14 protein-coding genes and 1 pseudogene are annotated in these 20240 nt (G+C 67.1%); 10 read left to right on the top strand and 5 right to left on the bottom strand.

Annotated features, from left to right (window positions below; translation table 11 throughout):
- Positions 1-249: 249 nt before the first annotated feature.
- On the bottom strand, positions 250-690 hold the full coding sequence (locus ACOGXQ_RS10470; protein ID WP_419943629.1) for a class I SAM-dependent methyltransferase: 441 nt from the start codon (positions 688-690) through the stop codon (positions 250-252).
- A 143-nt stretch (positions 691-833) separates the two neighbouring features.
- Between ACOGXQ_RS10470 and ACOGXQ_RS10465 the strand changes: the two genes are divergently transcribed.
- The 8 genes from ACOGXQ_RS10465 to ACOGXQ_RS10430 all read left to right on the top strand — a co-directional run bounded on the left by ACOGXQ_RS10465 (position 834) and on the right by ACOGXQ_RS10430 (position 13110).
- On the top strand, positions 834-2177 hold the full coding sequence (locus ACOGXQ_RS10465; protein WP_419943628.1) for an amidohydrolase family protein: 1344 nt from the start codon (positions 834-836) through the stop codon (positions 2175-2177).
- The gene (locus tag ACOGXQ_RS10460) at positions 2174-2953 is read left to right on the top strand and encodes an MTAP family purine nucleoside phosphorylase (protein ID WP_419943627.1); all 780 of its coding nucleotides are present in this window, start codon (positions 2174-2176) and stop codon (positions 2951-2953) included. The genes ACOGXQ_RS10465 and ACOGXQ_RS10460 overlap by 4 nt, the downstream gene beginning before the upstream one ends.
- A gap of 190 nt (positions 2954-3143) precedes the next feature.
- On the top strand, positions 3144-7946 hold the full coding sequence (locus ACOGXQ_RS10455; RefSeq protein WP_419943626.1) for a fibronectin type III domain-containing protein: 4803 nt from the start codon (positions 3144-3146) through the stop codon (positions 7944-7946).
- Between the two features lie 237 nt (positions 7947-8183).
- Positions 8184-9104 carry a 1,2-phenylacetyl-CoA epoxidase subunit PaaA gene (gene paaA / locus ACOGXQ_RS10450; protein WP_419943625.1) on the top strand — a complete coding sequence of 307 codons (921 nt, stop codon included), beginning with the start codon at positions 8184-8186 and terminating at the stop codon, positions 9102-9104.
- The gene (locus ACOGXQ_RS10445) at positions 9101-9646 is read left to right on the top strand and encodes an iron-sulfur cluster assembly protein (RefSeq protein WP_419943624.1); all 546 of its coding nucleotides are present in this window, start codon (positions 9101-9103) and stop codon (positions 9644-9646) included. The genes paaA and ACOGXQ_RS10445 overlap by 4 nt, the downstream gene beginning before the upstream one ends.
- Positions 9643-9915, top strand: coding sequence for a 1,2-phenylacetyl-CoA epoxidase subunit B (gene paaB, locus ACOGXQ_RS10440; protein ID WP_419943623.1), 273 nt, complete (start codon positions 9643-9645; stop codon positions 9913-9915). The genes ACOGXQ_RS10445 and paaB overlap by 4 nt, the downstream gene beginning before the upstream one ends.
- A gap of 10 nt (positions 9916-9925) precedes the next feature.
- Entirely contained in the window at positions 9926-10738 is an 813-nt protein-coding gene (gene paaC, locus ACOGXQ_RS10435; protein ID WP_419943622.1) for a 1,2-phenylacetyl-CoA epoxidase subunit PaaC, read from the top strand.
- Between the two features lie 50 nt (positions 10739-10788).
- Positions 10789-13110 carry a xanthine dehydrogenase family protein molybdopterin-binding subunit gene (locus ACOGXQ_RS10430; protein ID WP_419947316.1) on the top strand — a complete coding sequence of 774 codons (2322 nt, stop codon included), beginning with the start codon at positions 10789-10791 and terminating at the stop codon, positions 13108-13110.
- An 81-nt stretch (positions 13111-13191) separates the two neighbouring features.
- Here the strand turns inward: ACOGXQ_RS10430 and ACOGXQ_RS10425 are convergent, their stop codons facing one another.
- Positions 13192-14184 carry a hypothetical protein gene (locus ACOGXQ_RS10425; protein ID WP_419947315.1) on the bottom strand — a complete coding sequence of 331 codons (993 nt, stop codon included), beginning with the start codon at positions 14182-14184 and terminating at the stop codon, positions 13192-13194.
- Between the two features lie 303 nt (positions 14185-14487).
- On the opposite strand from ACOGXQ_RS10425, the gene ACOGXQ_RS10420 reads away from it, so the two are divergent.
- Positions 14488-15774, top strand: a complete 1287-nt coding sequence (locus ACOGXQ_RS10420; protein WP_419947314.1) for an ATP-binding protein — start codon at positions 14488-14490, stop codon at positions 15772-15774.
- 371 nt (positions 15775-16145) lie between these two features.
- Here ACOGXQ_RS10420 and ACOGXQ_RS10415 read toward each other — a convergent pair whose 3' ends face one another.
- On the bottom strand, positions 16146-17384 hold the full coding sequence (locus tag ACOGXQ_RS10415; RefSeq protein ID WP_419947313.1) for an AAA family ATPase: 1239 nt from the start codon (positions 17382-17384) through the stop codon (positions 16146-16148).
- Positions 17385-17583: 199 nt separating this feature from the next.
- Positions 17584-17712, bottom strand: coding sequence for a hypothetical protein (locus tag ACOGXQ_RS10410; protein ID WP_419947312.1), 129 nt, complete (start codon positions 17710-17712; stop codon positions 17584-17586).
- A 565-nt stretch (positions 17713-18277) separates the two neighbouring features.
- Between ACOGXQ_RS10410 and ACOGXQ_RS10405 the strand changes: the two are divergent.
- Positions 18278-19431 (top strand): annotated as a pseudogene (locus ACOGXQ_RS10405) (IS3 family transposase).
- 63 nt (positions 19432-19494) lie between these two features.
- Here the strand turns inward: ACOGXQ_RS10405 and ACOGXQ_RS10400 are convergent.
- Positions 19495-20214 carry a transposase gene (locus ACOGXQ_RS10400; RefSeq protein WP_419947311.1) on the bottom strand — a complete coding sequence of 240 codons (720 nt, stop codon included), beginning with the start codon at positions 20212-20214 and terminating at the stop codon, positions 19495-19497.
- Positions 20215-20240: the final 26 nt, after the last annotated feature.

The following is a 20240-nucleotide window of genomic DNA, read 5'->3' as shown; positions in this document are numbered from 1 at the left end:
GTCTTCCGAAGCGAAGCTAGACGCGACACCGCGATCGTCAACATCACAATGGAGTTCTTCGATCAACAGCGGTCTTCCGAAGCGAAGCTAGCAGGATGCTGAAAAAGTCGATTTTCGGACGGTGTCCAGTTGCAAACCCGCAGGTCAGGGGCTTGCGCTTCCCGTCAGACCTGCATATTTCACAGCAGCCTCCTAGGAGGGTGGTCGGAAAGCCGCTATTTCGGCGTTTGCCAGATGCAAACCCGCAGGTCAGGGACTTGCTGTGTCGGCAAGATCCCCATTTCCGACCACCCTCCTAGATGCGACGCCGCGATGCCTCGCGCGCAGCGTCCGGTGCAGGAAGTTGGCGCACACGACCACATCGCAGCCGCGCTCGCTGCCCAGCTCTGCGGCGGTCGGAAGCGGTTCAGCTTCGAGATCGGCTTGCACCGTCTGCATCGGCAGGCAGCGGTCGGCCGCCGCAACGCGGGCGATCTCCAGTGCCCGCCCCGAGACGTCGACGAGCGTCGTCGCGATGCCCTGCTCGGCCAGCCACAGCGCCGTGCCGTCCGTGCCGTCCGTGCCGCCGACCAGATCCACGGCCGTCGAGCTGTCGCCCAGCAATTCGACATGCTCGATCACGAGGTCTGACGGGACCCTTGGCTCATCTCGGTCGGCGTACTTCGCGTCCCAGCGTTCGTCGGCGATCACGCGTCATGCACCCGAACCGCTCGAGTCCGGCGGCTGCTGGGCATCGCGTCGAGGGCCCGCCGCGGGAACAGCGTCACAGCCGCAGACTGTGGCATGTGCCCAGGCGTTGAGGCGCAGCGGCTGACCGATGCGAAGATGAGGACGTGCCGAACTCTTCACATCGCTCAGGTGCCGCTCGATTCCTCGCGGAGGTGGTGTTGACCTGCGACAAGGCGTTCGCCGTGATCGAGGGTGGAGCGGTGGATGTCGGCGACGACGGGCGCATTGCCTGGGTGGGTCCGGCGGCGGACGCACCCGTGACGGAGGCGCCCGTGATCGACATGGGCGGCCTGCTGATGCCGGGACTGGTCAACACCCACGCTCACACCCCGATGACGCTCGTGCGGGGCGCAGGCGACGGGCTGCCGCTGATGGCGTGGCTGACCGAGGTGATGTGGCCCCGCGAAGGCCGCCTGCGGCCCGAAGACGTGTGGTGGGGAATGACGCTCGGCTCGGTTGAGATGCTGCGGTCGGGCGTCACCACTACCTGCGAGATGTACGCCTACGAGCACGACGTGATCGATGCGGGGCGCGCCGCCGGCATCCGACTGGTCATGTGCCCGGGTGTGCTGTCAATCGCGCACGCCGACAGCTCAGCCAGCGTGGCCGGTCGCATTGCTGAGATCGCCGCCGTCCACGCGGCCGAGCACGATCCGGAGGGACGCACGACCATCGGGTTCGCGCCGCATTCGGCCTACGACTTGGGCATCGAGGCCTGTGCGGAGATTGCCGTCGCCGCTCGCGAGCTGGATGCGCTGCTGCACATTCACGTGGCGGAGACCGCAGATGAGGGCGAGGCACTGTCGGCAGCGCACGGCGGGACGAGCGTGCCCCGGCTGCTGGCCGAGGCCGGGGCCCTCGACGGGCGCGTGCTGGCGGCCCACGGTGTCTGGCTCGACGACGACGACCTGGATATCTACGCGGCCAACGGTGTGGCTGTGGCGCACTGCCCGGTCAGCAACATGAAGCTGGGCTCGGGCGTGGCGCGGGTGCCCGAGATGATCGAGCGGGGCATCACGGTCTCGCTCGCCACCGACGGGCCGGCCTCCAACGACGACCTCGACATGTGGGAGGAGATCAAGATTGCCTCGCTGCTTGCCCGGGTCACCGCGCTCGATCCCACTGTGATGAGCGCGCAGCAGGCCATCTCGATGGCAACGCGTGGCGGAGCCGAGGCGCTGGGCCTGCAGATCGGCGCGCTGGAAACCGGGCGCTGGGCCGACATGATCCGGCTCGACATCGACGATGTGGCGTTCGTGCCAGTCACCTCGCCACAGGAATTGATTGCACATGTGGCATGGGCAGGCGGCAGCCGCCACGTCACCGACGTCTGGGTGGGAGGCGAGCGAGTGGTGGCCGGCCGGGTGTGCCTCACGGTCGACGAGTCACGGACCCGCTACGAGGTGCAGCGTCGAGCCCAACGATTGGCACGGGAGTCGGGAACGTGAGCGACGCAGGCGACGACGGCAGCGCGACCTCGGCGACTGGCGAGCAGGCTCCGGTCGGGATCATCGCGGGAACCGGCTTCTACGAGCTGCCCGGCCTCGCTGAAGCCGAGCACCTCGCGGTGAGCACCGACTGGGGCGAGGCTCACGCAATGACCGGGCTCTGGCACGGTCGGCGGATCGTCTTCGTGCCGCGTCACGGAGGCGACCACTCGATCCCGCCGTCGGCAATCAACTACCGGGCCAACATCGCCGCCATGAGGGACTTGGGGGCGGGGGCCATCTTGGCGGTGAGCGTTGTCGGCTCGATGGTGCCCGAGCGGGGGACGGGCTCGTTCCTGCTGCTCGACGACTGCTTGGAGTTCACCACTGGCCGTGCGGCCACCTTTTTCGACCAGCCCGGCCAGGTGGTGCACACCGACATGACCACGCCGTACGACCCGAGACTGCGTGGCGTGCTGGCAGCGGCCGCCGATGCCGAGCGCATCGACGTGGCGCAGAGCGCTACCTATGTCTGCACCAACGGTCCCCGTTTCGAGACACCGGCGGAGATCCGCATGTACGCCCAGATGGGCGGCAGCGTCGTCGGCATGACCGGCTATCCCGAGGTTGCGCTGGCCCGAGAAGCCGGCATTCCCTATGCCGGGATAGCCGTCGTGGCGAACATGGCCGCAGGGATGTTCGATGGCGAGATCTCCCACGAAGAGGTCGCTGCGGCACTCGGAGCCACCAAGGTGCCGCTGTTCGCCCTGCTCGGCCGCGCTGTTTCCATGATCTGACAATGGCCTGATCTCGTTCTGCCATCCGCTGTCCGCAGACTGGCGAGAAATAGAGTCCGGCATGATGCTTGCATTGGTGCTTTCTGTATCGCCGAGATCGCTGAGCGGGCTGCATCAGCGATTCCGGTACGACTCGCGCGCGCGCAACGGGCGGCTGAGGCGCATCAGACGGGGACTGTGCAGCGGTGCTGTGGTTCTTGCTGTTCTCGCGCTGTTTGCCGCCGTGCTGGCACCCACGGCGTCGGCGCAGAGTCGGTCCGTCGGTACCGTCGTCATCGCGAACGGCTGGAGTTCTGCCGACTCGGCCGTCGCGTCGGCGCTCGCGGCCCTTGAAAGCGACAGCCTTTCCGATGCGGTGGTGCTGTATGCCAGCGGGCGAGAGCTCACGACCAGCACGGCGAATTTCATCCGAGATCGCCAGCCGTCGGCGGTGATCCTGGTCGGCGGCACGGCTGCGCTGTCGACCGAGGTCCAAGATGAGGTGGTCTCACTGGTCGGCGGTGCCGCAGTCAGGCGGATCGAGGGCATGGACCGCTTCGACACGGCTGCGAAGGCGGTGCCGTCGACCGCCGCCACGTTCATTGTGGCGAACGGCTACAGCGCCGCGGACACGGGCGTCGCGGCGGCCTTGGCGGCGACGAGATCCAATGCTGCGGTGCTGCTGGCCACCACCGACAGCCTGACGGTGCCGACCGAGGGCATCATCCGCGAACAGCAGCCATCGCAGGTCGAATTCGTCGGGGGCACGGCGGTGCTCGCAGCATCCCTTGCCGATCGTGTCCGGGAGCTCGCTCCGTCAGTGCGCAGCGTGACGCGCCACAGCGGCGCGTCACGCAGCGATACCGCAGCAGCGGCCGCGCTGAACACGTCCACCACGCTGGTGATCGCGAACGGGTGGAGCCCAGCAGACATGGGAGTAGCTGCTGCCTACGCGGCCGTCACCAGCGGTGCCGCAGTGCTTTACTCCCAGACGAGCACGTTGACCACGCCCACAGAGCGCCGCATCGAGGCACTGCGGCCGCGCGCGATCGTGCTGGTCGGCGGGAGCGCGGCGCTCGACACCAGCTTGCATGCCCGCCTGCGCGCTCTTGCCCCTACGGCGGCTCTGCACAGAATCAGCGGGTCGGACCGCATCGACACTGCGGCGCGCGCCGCGGCAGGCACGCTGACGGCTATCGGCACAGACCCGCCGACCGCACCGACGTCGCTCACGGCGACTGCCGGGAACTTGAGCTTGGCGGTGTCATGGAGGGCGCCTACCAGCACCTTCGGTGCAGCGGTCACCGGTTACGTGGTGGAGTACCGCGCATGCACGGCCACGCTGAGAACCTGCGTGTCCAGCCCGAGGTGGGGCAACTGGGCCGCACATGCCCATTCGGACACCGGCGCCAGCACCACCATCACCGGCCTCGCCAACGGCACGGCGTACCAAGTGCGGGTGCGGGCCCGCAACATTTTCGGACTCGGGTCATGGTCGCAGACCGTGTCCGGCATACCGGCGGTGCAGACAGCGAAGCCGTCCGTTCCAACGGATCTGACTGTGGAGGCCGCGAACGAGCAGTTGAGGGTGTCGTGGGCGCCGTCGACTCCCCCGAGCGGCGGAGCCATCGAGGGCTACGACGTGCAGTACCGGACCTGCGATGCGAGCCTGACATGCGGCAGTTGGACGCCGCACAGCCACACAGGCACTGGCATCACCACCACGATCACCAGGCTGGGCAACGGCATCAAGCACGAGGTGCGGGTGCGGGCCCGCAGCGGCGGGAGCGAGAGCGACTGGTCGCGATCTGCATCTGCGACACCTGAGCAGTTGCCGAGTTTCGAGCGTGCTCCTGATCTGACACCGGGTGATCGACAGATCCTCGTCCAATGGAACGAACCCGCCTACTCCGGGTCGCCTGTCAACGACTACGACGTGCAGTACCGGGCCTGCACGGCGACCGGGTCCGACCCGACGGTCCTGACCTGCGATACCGAGCCGACTTGGGGCAACTGGAGGGCACTCAGCCATTCAGGCACCGGCAAGATCGTGACGATCACGGGGCTGACCAACGGCACTGCGTACGAAGTACAGGTGCGGGCGCGGAATGCCAACGGGGCGGGACCGTGGTCGGCGGCCGGGAAGGAGCCTCCGGTCTCGGCGCCGGCGAGGCCGAGCACTCCGACCGTGGAGCCAAGTCACGAGAAAGTGGTGGTGACATGGGTCGCGCCGTCGGACAACGGCCTCGAAATCTCCGGTTATGACGTCGAGTACTGCACCGGCACCTGTGCCAGCGATTCAGAAAGCTGGACTGACGCCGGTCACTCGGGCACGGAGACCAGGCACGAGATCCAGTCGTTGAGCAACGGCACGGCCTACATGGTGCGCGTCCGGGCCAAGAATGACCTCGGCGGCGCTGACCAAGGCGTGGGTCCGTGGTCGTCGAGCAGGACGGGCACGCCGACGGCCCTGCCTGACGCGCCCGGCGTGCCTGCTCTGACAGCCGGCGACCGCCGGATCGTGGTTTCGTGGAGCGCGCCGACGGGCAACGGCACGACGATCAACGGCTACGACGTGCAGTACCGGGCGTGTACAGCGACGCCGAAGGATTGCAGATCGAATCCACGATGGGGGAGCTGGCAGACGAGACGGCACACGGACATCAGCACCCTCGAGCTGACGATCACTGGTCTCACGAATGCCGTCAAGTACGAAGTGCGGGTGCGAGCCGTCATTTCCCATGGCTTCGGGCCGTATTCGGCTGCTGGGGAGTCGACTCCGCTTGGCAAGCCGTCCAAGCCGACGGCTCCCACGCTGACCCCGGGCGACGAGACGCTGGTGGTGACGTGGGAAGCTCCAGCGCACAACGGTTCTGACATCATCCGCTACGACATTGCCCACTGCGTGAGCACGGCAGATTGCAGCATCGACGGTGATTGGACAGCACCAAGGCAGGTCAGCGGAACCGGAGCAGACCCGCCTGCGACCACCTACACGATCACCGCATTGAACAACGGCACGACGTACAAGGTGCGCGTCCGCGCCGCCAACAGCGTCGGGGACGGGCAGTGGTCTTCTTCCGCGTCGGGCACGCCGTCGCTGCGGCCTGACGCTCCTTCCGCCCTGACCATGACCGTGGGCAATCAGCAGGTCGGTCTCTCATGGCCAGCGCCGAGCGGCAATGGACTGGAGATAACCCAGTACCACTTGGAGTACCGGGCCTGCACGGCGACGCCGAAGGACTGCACGTCCGACCCGACGTGGGGGAACTGGATCGAGCTCAGGTACGCGGCCACCAGCATCACTGCGACGATCACCGCGTTGACCAACGGCACGAAGTATGAAGCGCGAGTGCGGGCTCGCAGCGCCAACGGCGTGGGGCTGTGGTCGCCAGTCGCATCCGGCATCCCGGTTGCAGCGCCGTCGACGCCGACAGGGCTGGCCTTGGAGCCAAGCCACATGCAACTCGTCGTGTCATGGGCCGAGCCGGAGTCGCACGGTTCGACCATCAGCGGCTACATCGTGGAGTACCGGGCCTGCACGGCGACGCGGAAGGACTGTACGTCGAGTCCCAAGTGGAACGAGACGTGGCAGCCGCATAGTGACACCGGCACGACCACCAGCAGGACGATTTCCGGCCTGACCAATGACACCGCGTACCAAGTGCGAGTACGAGCCACGAGCAGCACTGGCGACAGCGGTTGGTCGCAGATCGAGTCCGCCGTCGTGACTGCGGTACCCGACGCTCCGGCTGCCCCGGAGCTGACTCCGGACGATCGCCAGCTCCGAGTCGACTGGGATGAGCCTGACGATCACGATTCGACGATCGAGCGCTACGAGGTGGCCTACCGGGCGTGCACGGCCACGCCGCCGAACTGCACTGGAGACGAGCCGGCCTGGGGGAACTGGCGGCTTCACGGCGATGTCGGTGCGAGCCTGTCGCGGATCATCACCGGACTGGCCAATGGCACCAAGTACCAAGTACGAGTGCGCGCTGAGAACGAGAAGGGCTGGGGGCCGTGGACCGCGACACCGGCAGAAGGCACGCCAGTGGGCGCACCGGCGGCGCCCACCACACCGAGGGTAACCACCGGCGACGGCGAGTTGACGGTGAATTGGATTATTCCGCGATCCAACGGCTCGATCATCGGCGGCTACGACGTGCGATACCGGGCCTGCACCGCGACCAACGCCGACACGACGGTTCTGACCTGTGCCTCGAATCCGACGTGGTCCAGCATGTGGGAAACGCACAGCCACTCAGGCATCGGCACCAGCGCGATCATCGGAGGCCTGACCAACGGAACTGCGTATCAAGTGCGGGTACGTGCTACGACCGGCGACAGCCGTGAGAGTCCGTGGTCGTCGCCTGCCATGGGAATGCCGATCGGCGCACCCAGCGCACCCAGCACCGTCGAGATCGCGTCGGGCAACCGTCAGTTGATCGCTTCGTGGTCGGCACCCAGCGCGAACGGGTCGGCGGTCACGGGCTTCAAGCTGCGGTACTGCGCTGCCGACGGGAGCTGTGACCCGAATACGGGCACCGACTGGGTGACGAGAAACTTGAGCGGAGCCACCCGGAGGACCTACACGGTCTCCAGTCTCACCAACGACACGCAGTACACAGTCGAGCTGTTGACGACCAGCAGGCGCGAGGGCGACAGCGAATGGAGCACCGCGCAGTCGGCGAGAGCAGGTGGCCCGAATCGGCCCTCGGCGCCCCGTCTGATGGCCGGTAACGCGCAGATCACCGTGACGTGGTCTGCGCCCGCCAAGAATCACTCGGAAATCGTCGGGTACGAAGTTGCGTACTGCAACGACACCGACACCGATTGCTCCGATGTCGGTGGTGCCGGTTGGCAGGTCGTGTCCCACTCGGACCTCATGGAATTGAGCACGACGCTTGGAACCCTGACAAACGGCAAGAGCTACAGGGTCCGAGTCAGGGCACAGAACACTCAAGGACGGGGGGCATGGTCGTCGTCGGCTTCGATCAGGCCCATGTCGGCCTAGCGAGTTGCGCCGCGGCTGCGCTTATCGCCGACGCGCCGAGCCGTCGTTGCGCCGCTGAATGGGTGCCGCGCAATCGTTGAGCACCGGCAAGGACCTGTCCGCGTGTGCGTAGCATCTGCTGCCGCTCCCCGGACACCCGCAGAGTCCAGGAGGACCTGTCCGCGTGTGCGTAGCATCTGCCGCGCGGCGGCGCCGCAGCGTCGGAGGCGAAACGCCCGAGCGCCAAGGGAGGCAGCAATGCGCAGGTGGGACTCGATGGAGGAGTTCGAAGCATTCCTCGACGGCGGCGGCTTAGTAGAGCCCGGTGACGATATGCCCGACGCATACCGCCAGGCGGTCTTCCGCTTTATCGAGATGCACGCCAACAGCGAATACATGGGCGGGCTGACCGAGCGTGACTGGATCGCCAAGGCTCCGGGGCTGGCCAACAAGCTGACGGCCCTCGCCAAGACGCAGGACGAGATCGGCCACGCGCACCTGCTGTACATGGTGGCGGCGGACATGGGTGTCAAGACCCGTGACGAGATGACCGCCGACCTGCTGGCGGGACGCACCACCTTCCACAATGTGTTCCACTACCGGGCGTACTCATGGGGCGACCAGATCGCCATCGCCTACTTGGTGGACGCAGCGGCGCTGGCCAGCCAGCAGGCGGTCTTCAAGAACTGCAGCTACGGGCCGTACAAGCGGATCCTGCGGCGCGTCATCGCCGAGGAGGGCTTCCACATGCGCAACGGCGAGGAGCTGTTGCTGAAGATGGCCAAGGGCACCGCCACCCAGCACCAGATGATGCAGGAAGGTCTCGACCGGTGGTGGTGGCCGGCAGTGCAGCTGTTCGGCCCCGACACCGGACCCGACGACGTGCTGCTGCGCTGGCACATCAAGTCCGAGCGCAACGAGGTGCTGCGGGACAAGTTCGTGCAGAAGATGGTGCCCCAGCTGCAGGCGGCCGGCTTCGCCATTCCCGATCCGGATCTCCGCCAGGATCCAGAGACGGGACGGTGGGTCAGCGGCGAGATCGACTGGGATGCGCTGAAGGCGGCTATCGCCGGCCGTGGACCCGACAGCGAGCGGCGGTTGCGCGATGCCCGCAACGCCTGGGATGGCGCCGCGTGGGTGCGCGAGGCGCTGGACGAAGCTGCAGCGGTGCCGGCATGAGCCGGAGTGCTCCCGCTGGTGTCGTCACGGCAATCCGCCAGTGCGTGTCGGCGGTGTGCGACCCGGAATATCCCGAGGTGACCATCTCCGAGTTGGGGATCCTCGAACGGGTCAGCAGCCTTGACGGCGGCTCGACTGTACGGATCGAGCTGGTGCCGACGATGCTCGGCTGCCCGGCGCTTGACGTCATCGCTCGGGATGTCACCGATGCGGCGCGAGCGGCGTGTGCCGGTGCCGACGTCGCTATAGAAGTGATCTTCGTCGACGACCCCGTGTGGACTCCGGATCGGATTGCACCGTCGGCTGTGGGCTTTCTGGCTCGCGAGTACTCCGTCGCGGTGCGAAACCGATCTGCGGCTGCGAGCTGCCCGATCTGCGGCAGCACGGCGCTCGAGCACCGTTCGGACTTCGGACCGACGCCGTGCCGCAGCGTCGAGTGGTGCCCGCAGTGCCGCAACCCCGTCGAGGTGGTCGGCCGCGTCGACCTCCCGCTGGGTACGGCCGCCATCGGGGCGGTGCCGAATGGAAAGGCACCGGCATGAAGACGTACGAGGTGTTCCTGAAGCGTCCGGGCAAGGATCCCTTCACGCACGTCGGCGCGCTCGAAGCACCCGACGACGAATTGGCCCTCAGCTTCGCCCGCGACTGTTACGCGCGACGGTCAGAGGGAAACCAGATGTGGGTCGTCGCTCGAGAGGATCTGCTGGTCGCCGACCCCACCGAACTGGAGATGGCCGACCGCGTCCATCGCCACAATGACGGCGCGTTCTTGCGGGATCTGCGCAAAGCCGGCAGCTCCGAGCCAGCATGAGCCAACCAGCATGAACGACCCAGAAGCACGGACGCCCGTGGCTGCGGTCGGAGCGACCGGCTACCCGTCGCACATCGAGGGCGCGCGCGAGTTCGTGCTGGCGCTCGCCGATGACGAGCTGTGTATCGGTCAGAACCTGGGTTGGTGGATCGCGGTCGGGCCGTTTCTCGAAGAGGACCTGGCACTCACCTCGATCAGCCAGGACGAGCTGGGCCACGCCCGCGCGCTGTACGGGCTGCTGGGCGGGGACATCGACGCGATGGCATACGGGCGCGAGCCGCACGAGTATCTCTGCGCTCACATCACCGAACTGCCCTGCCACGACTGGGCGGAAACGCTGGTGCGCCACTTCCTGTATGACACGGCCGAGACAGTGCGATGGCGCGCGCTGGTGAATTCGTCCTGGGAATCCCTCGGAGCTGTGGCACGTCGGGCGCTCGCCGAGGAACGGTCGCACTTGCGCCACGCCAGCGGATTGCTCGACCGTCTGCTGCGCACCGAGCAAGGCATCGCTCACCTGCTGCCGTTGTTCGATCAGCTCGTGCCGATGGCGAGTGAGCTGTTCGACGCTCCGGCGGGTCCCGGCGACGAGCCGCTCGTCACCGCAGGCGTCATGGCGTGTGAGCTCAGCACACAGCGCGCCCAGTGGCAGGAAGTCGTCGACGATGCGCTCGGGGCGGCTGGGTATCAGCCACAGTGGCCCGTTTCCGATGGAGCAGCGACGGCCTACGGCGGTCGCGCCGGTCAGCGGTCGTCGCACTTTTCGGCGCTGCACGCCGAGATGGTCGAGGTGCTCTCGATCGATCCCACAGCGCGCTGGTAGCGCCTCTGCCACAATCGCCGTCGGCCGAACGGCGAGGCAGAGGTCACCGCATGTCGCTTCGAGGAACATCAGTCGTCCGACGTGAGGACGAGCCGCTGCTGCGCGGCCAGGGACGGTTCGTTGCCAACCTCGCAGTGGAAGCGGAGTGGGACGGTGTCGTCCATGCGTGCTACGTGACGTCCACCGTTGCGCACGCCGTGATCGCTGGGCTCGACGTCAGCGAGGCACGCAACGCTCACGGCGTCGTCGACGTCGTCACTGCGGCCGACCTAGACCTGCCTCCATACCCAGCCCCTAGCCCGGCGTTCGATCCCGCCATCGTGCGCACTCTGCTGGCTGACGATCGGGTGCGGTTCGTCGGAGAGCCGGTGGCGGTCGTGGTTGCAGAAACGGCCACTGCAGCGATCGATGCCGCCGAACTCGTCGTGGTCGACTATGAGCCCCTCGAAGCGCTTGTCGATCCCGAGGCTGCGCTCGACGCCCCTGCGCTGTTCGAGGGCATGGCCGAGCCGAACGTGGTGCTCCGAATATCGCTCGACGGTGAGCCGGCCGACTTTTCGGGATGCAAAGTCGTCGCCGAGGTGCGCACGGTGAACAACCGCATCGCCCCGTGCCCGCTGGAGCCCCGGGTGGCGGCAAGCCGCTGGGCCGACGACGGCCGCCTGCACCACATGAACGCTGGCCAAGGACCCCACCCGGTGCGCGCCGCCTTGGCCAAGATGCTGGGCCTCGAACGCGACCAGATGCGCGTGGTCTCCCGGGACGTCGGCGGCAGCTTCGGTGCGAAGGCTCGACCCCATCCCGAGGAGACCTTGCTGGGATGGCTGTCAGATCGGCTCGGCAGACCGGTCATGTGGGTCCCGTCCCGCAGCGCTGACATGGTCGGGCTGGTGCACGGGCGCGGGCAGATCCAGTACTGCCGCATCGGGGGGACTGCCGAGGGCCGCATCACTGCGTTCGAGGTACGGGTCGTCCAGGACGCCGGCGCGTACGGCAATACCGGCGCAGCGCTGCCCAGCAACATCCAGGCGATGCTGACCGGCTGCTACGACATCGCCTCGCTCGGCTTCAGCTCTGTGTCGGTTCTGACCAACACGACGCCCGTCGGCCCGTTCCGGGGCGCTGGCCGACCAGAGGCGGCCGCCGCCATCGAGCGTGCCGTCGATGTGTTCGCTGCCGAGGTGGGGATGGATCCCATCGATGTGCGCCGCAAGAACTTCCTGCCGCCCGAGGCGTTCCCGTTCCATACCCGAACCGGCATGCGTTACGACACGGGCGCGTACGAAGCCGGCATGGATGCTGCCCTCGAAGACGCCGATTACGCCGCTCTGCGCAAAGAACAGGCCCGCCGACGCGCCGATGGCGACGACAAGCTGCTCGGCATCGGTGTCGCCACCTATGTCGAACGCACTGCTGGCCTCGGGCGGTCCGAGTACGGCGCGGTCGAGCTGGTCGAGGGAGGGCGGATTGTGGGGCGCACCGGGTCATCGCCCTATGGGCAGGGCCATCACACCTCGTGGGCGATGCTGATCTCGGACCGCACCGGGGTGCCGATGGATCGCATCGACATCGTCCACGGCGACACCGACGAAGTCCCTCAGGGCCAGATCACCGGCGGTTCGCGCTCGGTGCAGCTCGCAGGCACCTCCATCTGGGAGGCATCGGGCGCACTGGTGGACCAGGCGCGCACCGTGGCTGCCACGCTGCTCGAGGCCGATCCAGCGGATGTGACGCTCGACACCGGCTCGGGTGCCTTTCACGTGGTTGGCACCCCGGCGGTCTCGGTCGACTGGGCTGCCGTGGCCGAACATCTCGCGACGGCTAGTCGTCCCGAGCCGGGTGGTGCCCACGGGCCGCGCCTGCTGCACGCCGAGGAGACGTTCGAATCAGAAGCACCGACATTTCCCTTCGGTACGCACATCGCGGTGGTCGAAGTCGACCGCCACACGGGCGAAGTCGAACTGCAGCGGCTGGTGGCCTGCGACGACGCCGGCGTCATCGTCAATCCGCTGCTCGCGGAGGGACAGGTGCACGGCGGGCTGGCCCACGGTGCAGCGCAGGCGCTGTACGAAGAGTTCGTCTACGACGACGAGGGCAACCCGCTGACCGGCAACTTCGCCGACTACGCGGTCTTCTCCGCTGCTGAGATGCCCTTCTTCGAACGGGTCACCCACGAGACGCCGACGCACGTCAATCCGCTGGGGGCCAAGGGCCTCGGGGAAGCCGGCTCGGTTGGCAGCACGCCAGCGGTGCAAAACGCGGTCATCGACGCCCTTGCGCACCTCGGCATCCGCCACCTCGACATGCCGCTCACACCGCAGCGTGTCTGGCGCGCCATCACCGACGCCACCGCAGGCGCGATGCAAAGATGACGTCACGGCGGAACATGCGGCAGGTGTACAGCGTCGAACTCGGGCAACTCGAAATCACAAGCAGGTTTCGAAGGGAGATCGCTAGGTTGGAGCGGTCGATCCAAAGCAAGGGGAGACATGGCTGAGGACTCCAAGCACGTTCCTCACGCCGATACGTCGGAACGAATCGAGGCATCTGAAGACACGGCCTCTGAAGAGTTCGTTGTGGAACAAGCCAACGCACCCGGGCCGATGGATCCGGCCGAAGACACCGCGCTCGAGGCTCTGATTGTCGAAGCGTTTCGCGTCGCAGCGAAACGAGGTGCGCCGATCTGGTACCAGATGCATGGGACCGTACTGAAGAATCGCTTGCTGGGCAAGCTCTATTGGTGGTTGCGAGTGAGTTGAGTGTAGATGTCGGCGGCTGGTGTCCAGTTGTGGAGTCGGCGGGGCATCGTGTTGAGGTTGTCCTCGATGAGCGGCCGTCGCACGGGACGCGGCGGCAAGCGGGGACCGGGTCGGTGTGCAGTGCTGCGTCCAGAGTGTGTCCGCGGCTGCTGAGTTGTCCGCGGCTGCTGAGTACAGCCGGTCGCCGAGCGGGAGGCTGTTGGCCCCGGCGTGAATCAGCACGCCGGCGCGGAAGGCGCCCGGCTGCGATGCGTCGAGTTGGTCGCGGAGGTAGCACAGGCGGCGCAGGTCGTCGCCGTAGACGGTTCGCCTCGGTTCGGGTTCCTCGGAGTAGGCGACACTCGCCGACAGACCTGCGGCGCCGACGCTCACCGACGTCAGCCGCCGCCGTGCAGGCTCGCCGTGGGCTTGGGTCCAGTCGTCCATTGCCCGACAGACCTCTTTGTGCGTCTCGGCAATCGGGTCGCCGTCGGTGCCCGACACCGAGACCACCAGCCAGCCGCGTTCGGCTCGGGCGGCATCCTCGATCTCGTTCAGCACCACGGTCTTGCCGAGGCCGCGCGGCGCCAGCAGGACATTGGTGCCTCCCTCGCTGGCGGGGTCGCCGGCCAGCAGGGCGCACACCGTGCGGATGAGATCGTCCCGGGACCTCCAGCGCCTGTACAACGGCAGCTGATTCAGGGACAAAGACCGAGCGTCGATTTTTGTTCCTGGTCTTCACTGTCTTCACGAGTGTGACTTTCTGTCGCGTTGATGTGGCTGTAGCGAAATAGGTCTCAGATAGCGAAGCGTCGGCGCAGCCAGTCGGGCCAGCAGAGAGTCGGCCAGAGCGAGCTGTTCGCTTTGACGGCGGGGCCTATCACTTCGACCGGCGCATGCCGATGGGCCAGTTCCAGGTGTCCGGTTTGTCATGCACGGCAAGGCCATTCTGTTAGATCGGTAGATGCCAAGTTGTTAGATGCTGAGCAGCCGGTCGGTTAGTCTGCGTCCGTGGGGAACGATGGCAGCTATATGGCGCGAGTGGTCGATCCTCAGATCGGAGGCAAGCTTCGCTCTGTGCCCGTGGTGCTCATCGAGGGCGCGCGTGGCTGTGGAAAGACGACCGCTTCCCGGCAGTTCGCGGCCAGCGAGGTGCTCTTCGACGAGGACGAGGCCGCACGAGGGCATGCCGCTCAGGGAACGCTCCCGCTGCTGGAGGGGCCTCACCCCATGCTGTTGGATGAGTGGCCGCTCGTGCCGGGTCTTTGGGACCGGGTGAGGCGTGCCGGTGACCGTCTGGGGCAGCCTGGACGGTTCATCCTCTCAGCGTCGGCCCAGCCCACCGACTACGTCGTCAGGCATTCCGGCGCCGGGCGGATGGGACGCGTGAAGATGCGGCCGATGTCGCTGTGGGAGAGCGGCGTCTCAGCGGGATCGGTCAGCTTGAGAGGACTGTTCGACAGCGGTTCCGAAGCGGAGTACCGGCCGGCGCCGGTGGGCGGTGTGTCGGGTGCCGATGAGCTGCGCAGCGTTATCGACTGGCTTCTGCGCGGCGGTTGGCCCCTCACTCAGGCAATGGCGCCCCGCGACGCTCAGGAGTTCGCTCGCGATTACCTCGACGAGGTGTGCCGCGTCGATGTGCCCAAGGCGAGCGGCATCAGCCACAGCGCTCGCAGCGTGCGCCGACTGCTCGCTTCGCTGGCCCGCAACAGCTCCTCAGAGGCCAGCACCAAGACCCTGCTGTGGGACATGGGCGCCGAAAGTCCAGCAGCCCGTCAAACAGTGAGCGCGTACCTCGACGCCTTGAGCGCCATCTTTGTCTACGAGAGCCAGCCGGCATGGAACCCCCGGCTGATGTCGCGCACCCCGCTGCGGCGCTCCCCCAAGCACCACTTGGTCGATCCGTCGCTGGCTGCAGCTGCGGTCGGCGCGAATGCGGACGCACTGTTCGAGGACCGGGCCGCGCTTGGTCTGTTGTTCGAGTCGATGGCCGTGCGCGATATGCGGATCTACGCGCAAGCGAGCAGGAGCACGATATTTCACTACCGCGACAAGTCTGGTCTCGAGGTCGACGCGGTAGTCGAACGCGACGACGGCAGGTGGATCGCCGCCGAAGTCAAGCTCGGCGCCCCCGACTCCGTCGACGCTGCAGCACGGTCATTGCTGGCGCTGAGCGCCAAAGTGGACACGAGCGTCTCGGGGCCGCCTGCGGCGCTTATGGTGGTCACCTCCACCGGTCAGCCGCACATGAGAGCCGACGGCGTCGGCGTCGTACCGCTGAACGCGCTGAGCCCCTGACACTCGGCGTCGTCGACAGCCGTTATCGACGGCTTGACTGCCGGCTGATCCTGTCTGGTGCTCGGCGCAACGCCGGCACGGTCCTGAATGCGCGCGATTCCACTTGGCACTCAGCCGCCGGTTCCATGCAACTGGAGCAAGGACGGCCGCGCAGGTGTGGGCGGCCTGCCAGGACGCGTTCCGGTCACTTGTCGTCGGCCCGCACTTCGAGGAACTGTGCCGCGTCTGGGCACGCCGCTACGCCACCGCAGCCGAGGTCGGCGTCGGGGGTGACAGGGGTAACTCTCTTGGGCCTGGGCGGCGTGGATCCCCGCTGCAGGGTTCAGTTTGTGGGAATCAGGCGGCGGTGCTTGCAGCCAGATGCCCCAGCCTCAGGTGCCGGATTGCGGGGTTGCGGGGACGCTGATCGAGCCAGTTGCGATGGCCTGCTTCAGCCACGGGGCGATTGCGGGATGGGCCAGCCGGAGCCGGCCGCGCCCGCCGGGGCCGACCAGGCCCGACAGCAGCAGCCGTCGCCGGTAGGCACTGGCGCTGGAATTGCCGATGCCAGCTCGCTCGCAGACTGCGGCGACCCGTGGCGTGGCGTGTGTCGCGCTCAAAGCGACGAGCGCCGACAGGAAGCGCTTGTCATTTTCCGACAGGCCGTGCCACGTCGGTGCGAACAGATGGTCTCCCAGTGATTCCTTGGCATCTGCGGCGGCGTCCTGCGCGTGCACGACAGTGATCGGCTCGGCTGCGCCGGCTGCGGCCCGCCACATCTTGTCGCCGACGAGCTGGAGCATGTACGGGTGGCCGCCCACCGCAGCGGTCGCCAGCTCCAGTGCCTCGTCGTCGATGCGGCCTCCGTGGGTCTCGATCGGTTCTTTCAGCCCGCGGCGTGCGTCGGCTGCCGACAGCGGATCTGCCCGGTGGATTGCGAGACGCTGCAGGAACGTCGATTTGCGGTCGGCCAGCAGCGTTTCGGTGATGTAGGGCAGTGCCGCTCCCAGGAACACGAGCGCCCGGCGTTCCCGCTTGGCGATGTGCTGGATGTACGAGCCGAGCTGCCGGGCTTGGGCCAGCGGTATCGCGTGCATCTCGTCCATGGTGAGCAGCACCCGGGCGCCGGTGGAAGCAGCCGCGCTCGTGAGTTCGCTCAGGTCGCGGCGCAGGTCGTCGCCGTAAGTCGTTCGCCTCGGTTGGGGTTCTTCGGAGTAGGAGACCCCGGCCGACAGACCCGCGGCGCCGATGCTCACCGAAGCCAGCCGCCGCCGTGCCGGGTCGCCGTGGGCCTGGGTCCAGTCGTCCATGGCCCGGCAGACCTCTTTGTGCGTCTCGGCAATCGGGTCGCCGTCGGTCCCCGACACCGAGACCACCAGCCAGCCGCGTTCTGACCGGGCGGCGTCTTCTACCTCGTTCAGCAAGACGGTTTTGCCGAGGCCTCGCGGTGCCAGCAGCACGTTGGTGCTTCCCTCGCCGGCAGGGTCTCCGGCCAGCAAGGCGCACACCGTGCGGATGAGATCGTCCCGGCCGACCAGGCACGGCGGCGTGCTGCCGAAGCCGGGCGTGAAGGGCATCGAGGCGGGGATGTCGACCTCGGCGGGAAAGTACTGGGGCCGCTGGGGGGTCATCCGCTCAGTCTAGTCTCGACGTGCTCAGTGTTCTTTTTCTTCCCTGTTTTCATGATCTTCACTATCTTCACGAAGTTATTTTGATTCCGCGTTTACGTGGCTTCTGCGGCCGAGATCTCAGATTGCCAAGCGTCGGCGCACTCGGTAAGCCAGCAGTGCGCTGGCGTGCGGCGTGCGGTACGCGGCACCGGACGGCCGGTCAGACGATCTGCAGCTCGAAGGGGAGCTGGCGTGTGAGGGGTCCGGGCCAGTCGCGGTCGGTGGTCAGCAGTGCATCGGCGTCGTGGTGGATCGCCGTCGCAATGACGAAGGCATCGGGCAGCTTCACCGATCGGTAGGCGGCCCGCCAGCGAGTCGCCCGGCGCCAAGCCTGCAGCGGCGAAGGCCTCAGCGGAAATCGTCACTTGGTGCTTGGAGGTGACGGTCGTCCGCCCCCGCGGACGTTTCCTTACTGAGTACTCCACGAGTACTGCTCTATCCCGAGGCCGTAGGAGTGACTCAACGGCCAAGTTTGCGCGTTCGTTGTGCAAGTGCGCACCTGCTTGACGCGCGAGCGGCACGTGGGTAGCGTCCCCGCCGATGTCATCCGGCCGGTCAGTTGCTCAATCGCAGGTCACAGCCGCAGCGACTTCGCGGATGACTAGGAGGGTGGTCGGAAAAGGGGATCTTGCCGACACAGCAAGTCCCTGACCTGCGGGTTTGCATCTGACAAACGCCGAAATAGCGGCTTTCCGACCACCCTCCTAGGAGGGTGGTCGGAAAGTGGGCGGATTTCCGCGTGTGGGGGGTGGGCGCGCGGCATGGTGGTGGGGTGCGTGGTTCTGCTTGGTGCACCCTGGGTTTCGCGCGGGGTGGATGCTGGATTGTGTTGTCATGAGCTTTGAGGAGGCTTCATGGCACCGAGGGGTTATCCGGCGGAGTTCCGGCGGCGTGTGATCGATCTGGTCGAGGCGGGCCGGCCGGTTGCGCAGGTCGCGGCTGAGCTTGGGATCAGCGATCAGTCGATCTATACGTGGCGCCGCCAGGCGCGCATCGACGCCGGCGTCGAGCCGGGTCTGACGACAGCTGAGCATGCGGAGCTTGTGGCCTTGCGCAGGCGGGTACGCGAGCTCGAGACCGAGCTGGCGATCCACCGCCGGGCGACCGAGCTGCTGAAGGGGGACGTCGACCCAAAAGGCGGTTCGCGGCCATCAAGGTGATGGCCGCGGAAGGGCTTCCTGTCGAGCGGGCATGCGAACTGTTGGGGGTTTCGGTGTCGGGCTACTACGGCTGGCTTCGCCGCCCGCCCTCAGCGCGTTCGATCCGGCACGCCTGGCTGGGTGATGTCATCTGTGAGATCCACGCCGTGTCCCGGCAGACCTACGGCGCCAACCGAGTCCATGCCGAGCTGGTTCTGGGCCGCGGCATAGCAGTGTGCCGTCAGACCGTCGAGACACTCATGCGGCGAGCGGGGCTGCGCGGCGTGTCGGGGCGGCCCAAGTTCCGCAAGGTCCCCAACGCGGCGACCGCAGCCGATCTCGTGGACCGTGACTTCACCAGTTCAGCCCCGGACCGGCTGTGGGTGACCGACATCACCGAGCACCCCACCCGCGAGGGCAAGCTCTATTGCGCTGTGGTGCTCGACACCTTCAGCCGCCGTGTCGTGGGCTGGTCCATCGACTCCCGACCCACCGCCGCGATGGTGACGAGCGCCTTGGGAATGGCGATTGAGGCACGCAGCCCGACACCGGACGAGACGGTGGTCCACAGCGATCAGGGCACCCAGTTCACGTCGTGGGCGTTCACCCAGCGAGCCGTCGACTCGGGGCTGCTGCCCTCGATGGGCTCGGTCGGGGACTGCTACGACAACGCGATGATCGAGTCGTTCTGGTCCCGCATGCAAGTCGAACTGCTGGACCGCAAACGCTGGCACACACGCATCGAGCTCGCCAACGCGATCTTCGAATACCTCGAGATCTGGCACAACCGCCAGCGGCGCCACAGCGCCCTTGGCATGCTCTCACCCGTCGAGTTCGAGAACCGACACCAACACAAACCGGCAGCATGAATCCAGTAATCCGCCTACACGAAACACAGGGACCCCCAGAGTCTCTACAAAACACGGGGTGATTCACTTGAAGCCGTCCCGGTAGCTGTGAGCGGTCTTGTGGGTGTGCCGCGACTCGGGATCGACCACGCTGATCACCCGCCCCTTCGCGGTCCGCCGGGCGATCCGCCACCGCCCCGGCTCCCCGTCGACGGGCTCGGTGTCCTGGCCCGCGACCAGCCCCAACAACCCCACCGCGTCCGCCTGGGCATCGTCCAATTCGAGGCCCCCCGCTGCGCCGATCAGATCCAACGCGTCATCTGTCAGCTCGCTGACCAGCCGCTCGATGTCCGCAGGGTCCGCCCAGTCCACCACCGGCCCCGCCGGGTCCAGATTGCGTTCGCGCACCGGAACCTCGCCCAACTCGCCCACCAGCCGCCGCACCCGCCGAATCTGGACCGCCAGCATCGTGACGGTGCCCTGACGGGCGACCGCGTCGTCGAGCACCGTGGAATCCAGCACACGCCGCTCACGCCCCGCGACCGCGCCCGACGCTGCGATCAGCCCCCGCACCGCCTCGAAGATCCGATCCGGACGCCCGCCGGCCCGCAGCCTGTTCCGCCACAACGTCAGCACCGTGTGATGGAACGCCTCATCAGTGAGCGCCAGCCCCGCCGCAGCCTTCCACCCCACATCAGTCTGCAACCGCGCGCACGCCGCCCGATCCGACAGGCCCTCCAACGCCTGCAGCACCATCACCGCGGCCACCACCTCCCCCGGGCGCCGACGGGCGACCACGCCCACTCGCGAACAGATCCTCGAACAACCCG

Source organism: Candidatus Poriferisodalis sp. (genome assembly GCF_965208485.1).
Lineage (GTDB): Bacteria > Actinomycetota > Acidimicrobiia > Acidimicrobiales > Poriferisodalaceae > Poriferisodalis.
The sequence above is the reverse complement of the archived record's forward strand: the minus strand, read 5'-3'. Positions and strand labels throughout refer to the sequence as shown.

What these genes read in the sequence shown, in the direction of transcription:
- paaA (WP_419943625.1), top strand. Translation starts at nt 8,184, where the DNA reads ATGCGCAGGTGGGACTCGATGGAGGAGTTCGAAGCATTCCTCGACGGC.
- ACOGXQ_RS10445 (WP_419943624.1), top strand. Translation starts at nt 9,101, where the DNA reads ATGAGCCGGAGTGCTCCCGCTGGTGTCGTCACGGCAATCCGCCAGTGC.
- paaB (WP_419943623.1), top strand. Translation starts at nt 9,643, where the DNA reads ATGAAGACGTACGAGGTGTTCCTGAAGCGTCCGGGCAAGGATCCCTTC.
- paaC (WP_419943622.1), top strand. Translation starts at nt 9,926, where the DNA reads ATGAACGACCCAGAAGCACGGACGCCCGTGGCTGCGGTCGGAGCGACC.
- ACOGXQ_RS10430 (WP_419947316.1), top strand. Translation starts at nt 10,789, where the DNA reads ATGTCGCTTCGAGGAACATCAGTCGTCCGACGTGAGGACGAGCCGCTG.
- ACOGXQ_RS10415 (WP_419947313.1), bottom strand. Translation starts at nt 17,384, where the DNA reads ATGACCCCCCAGCGGCCCCAGTACTTTCCCGCCGAGGTCGACATCCCC.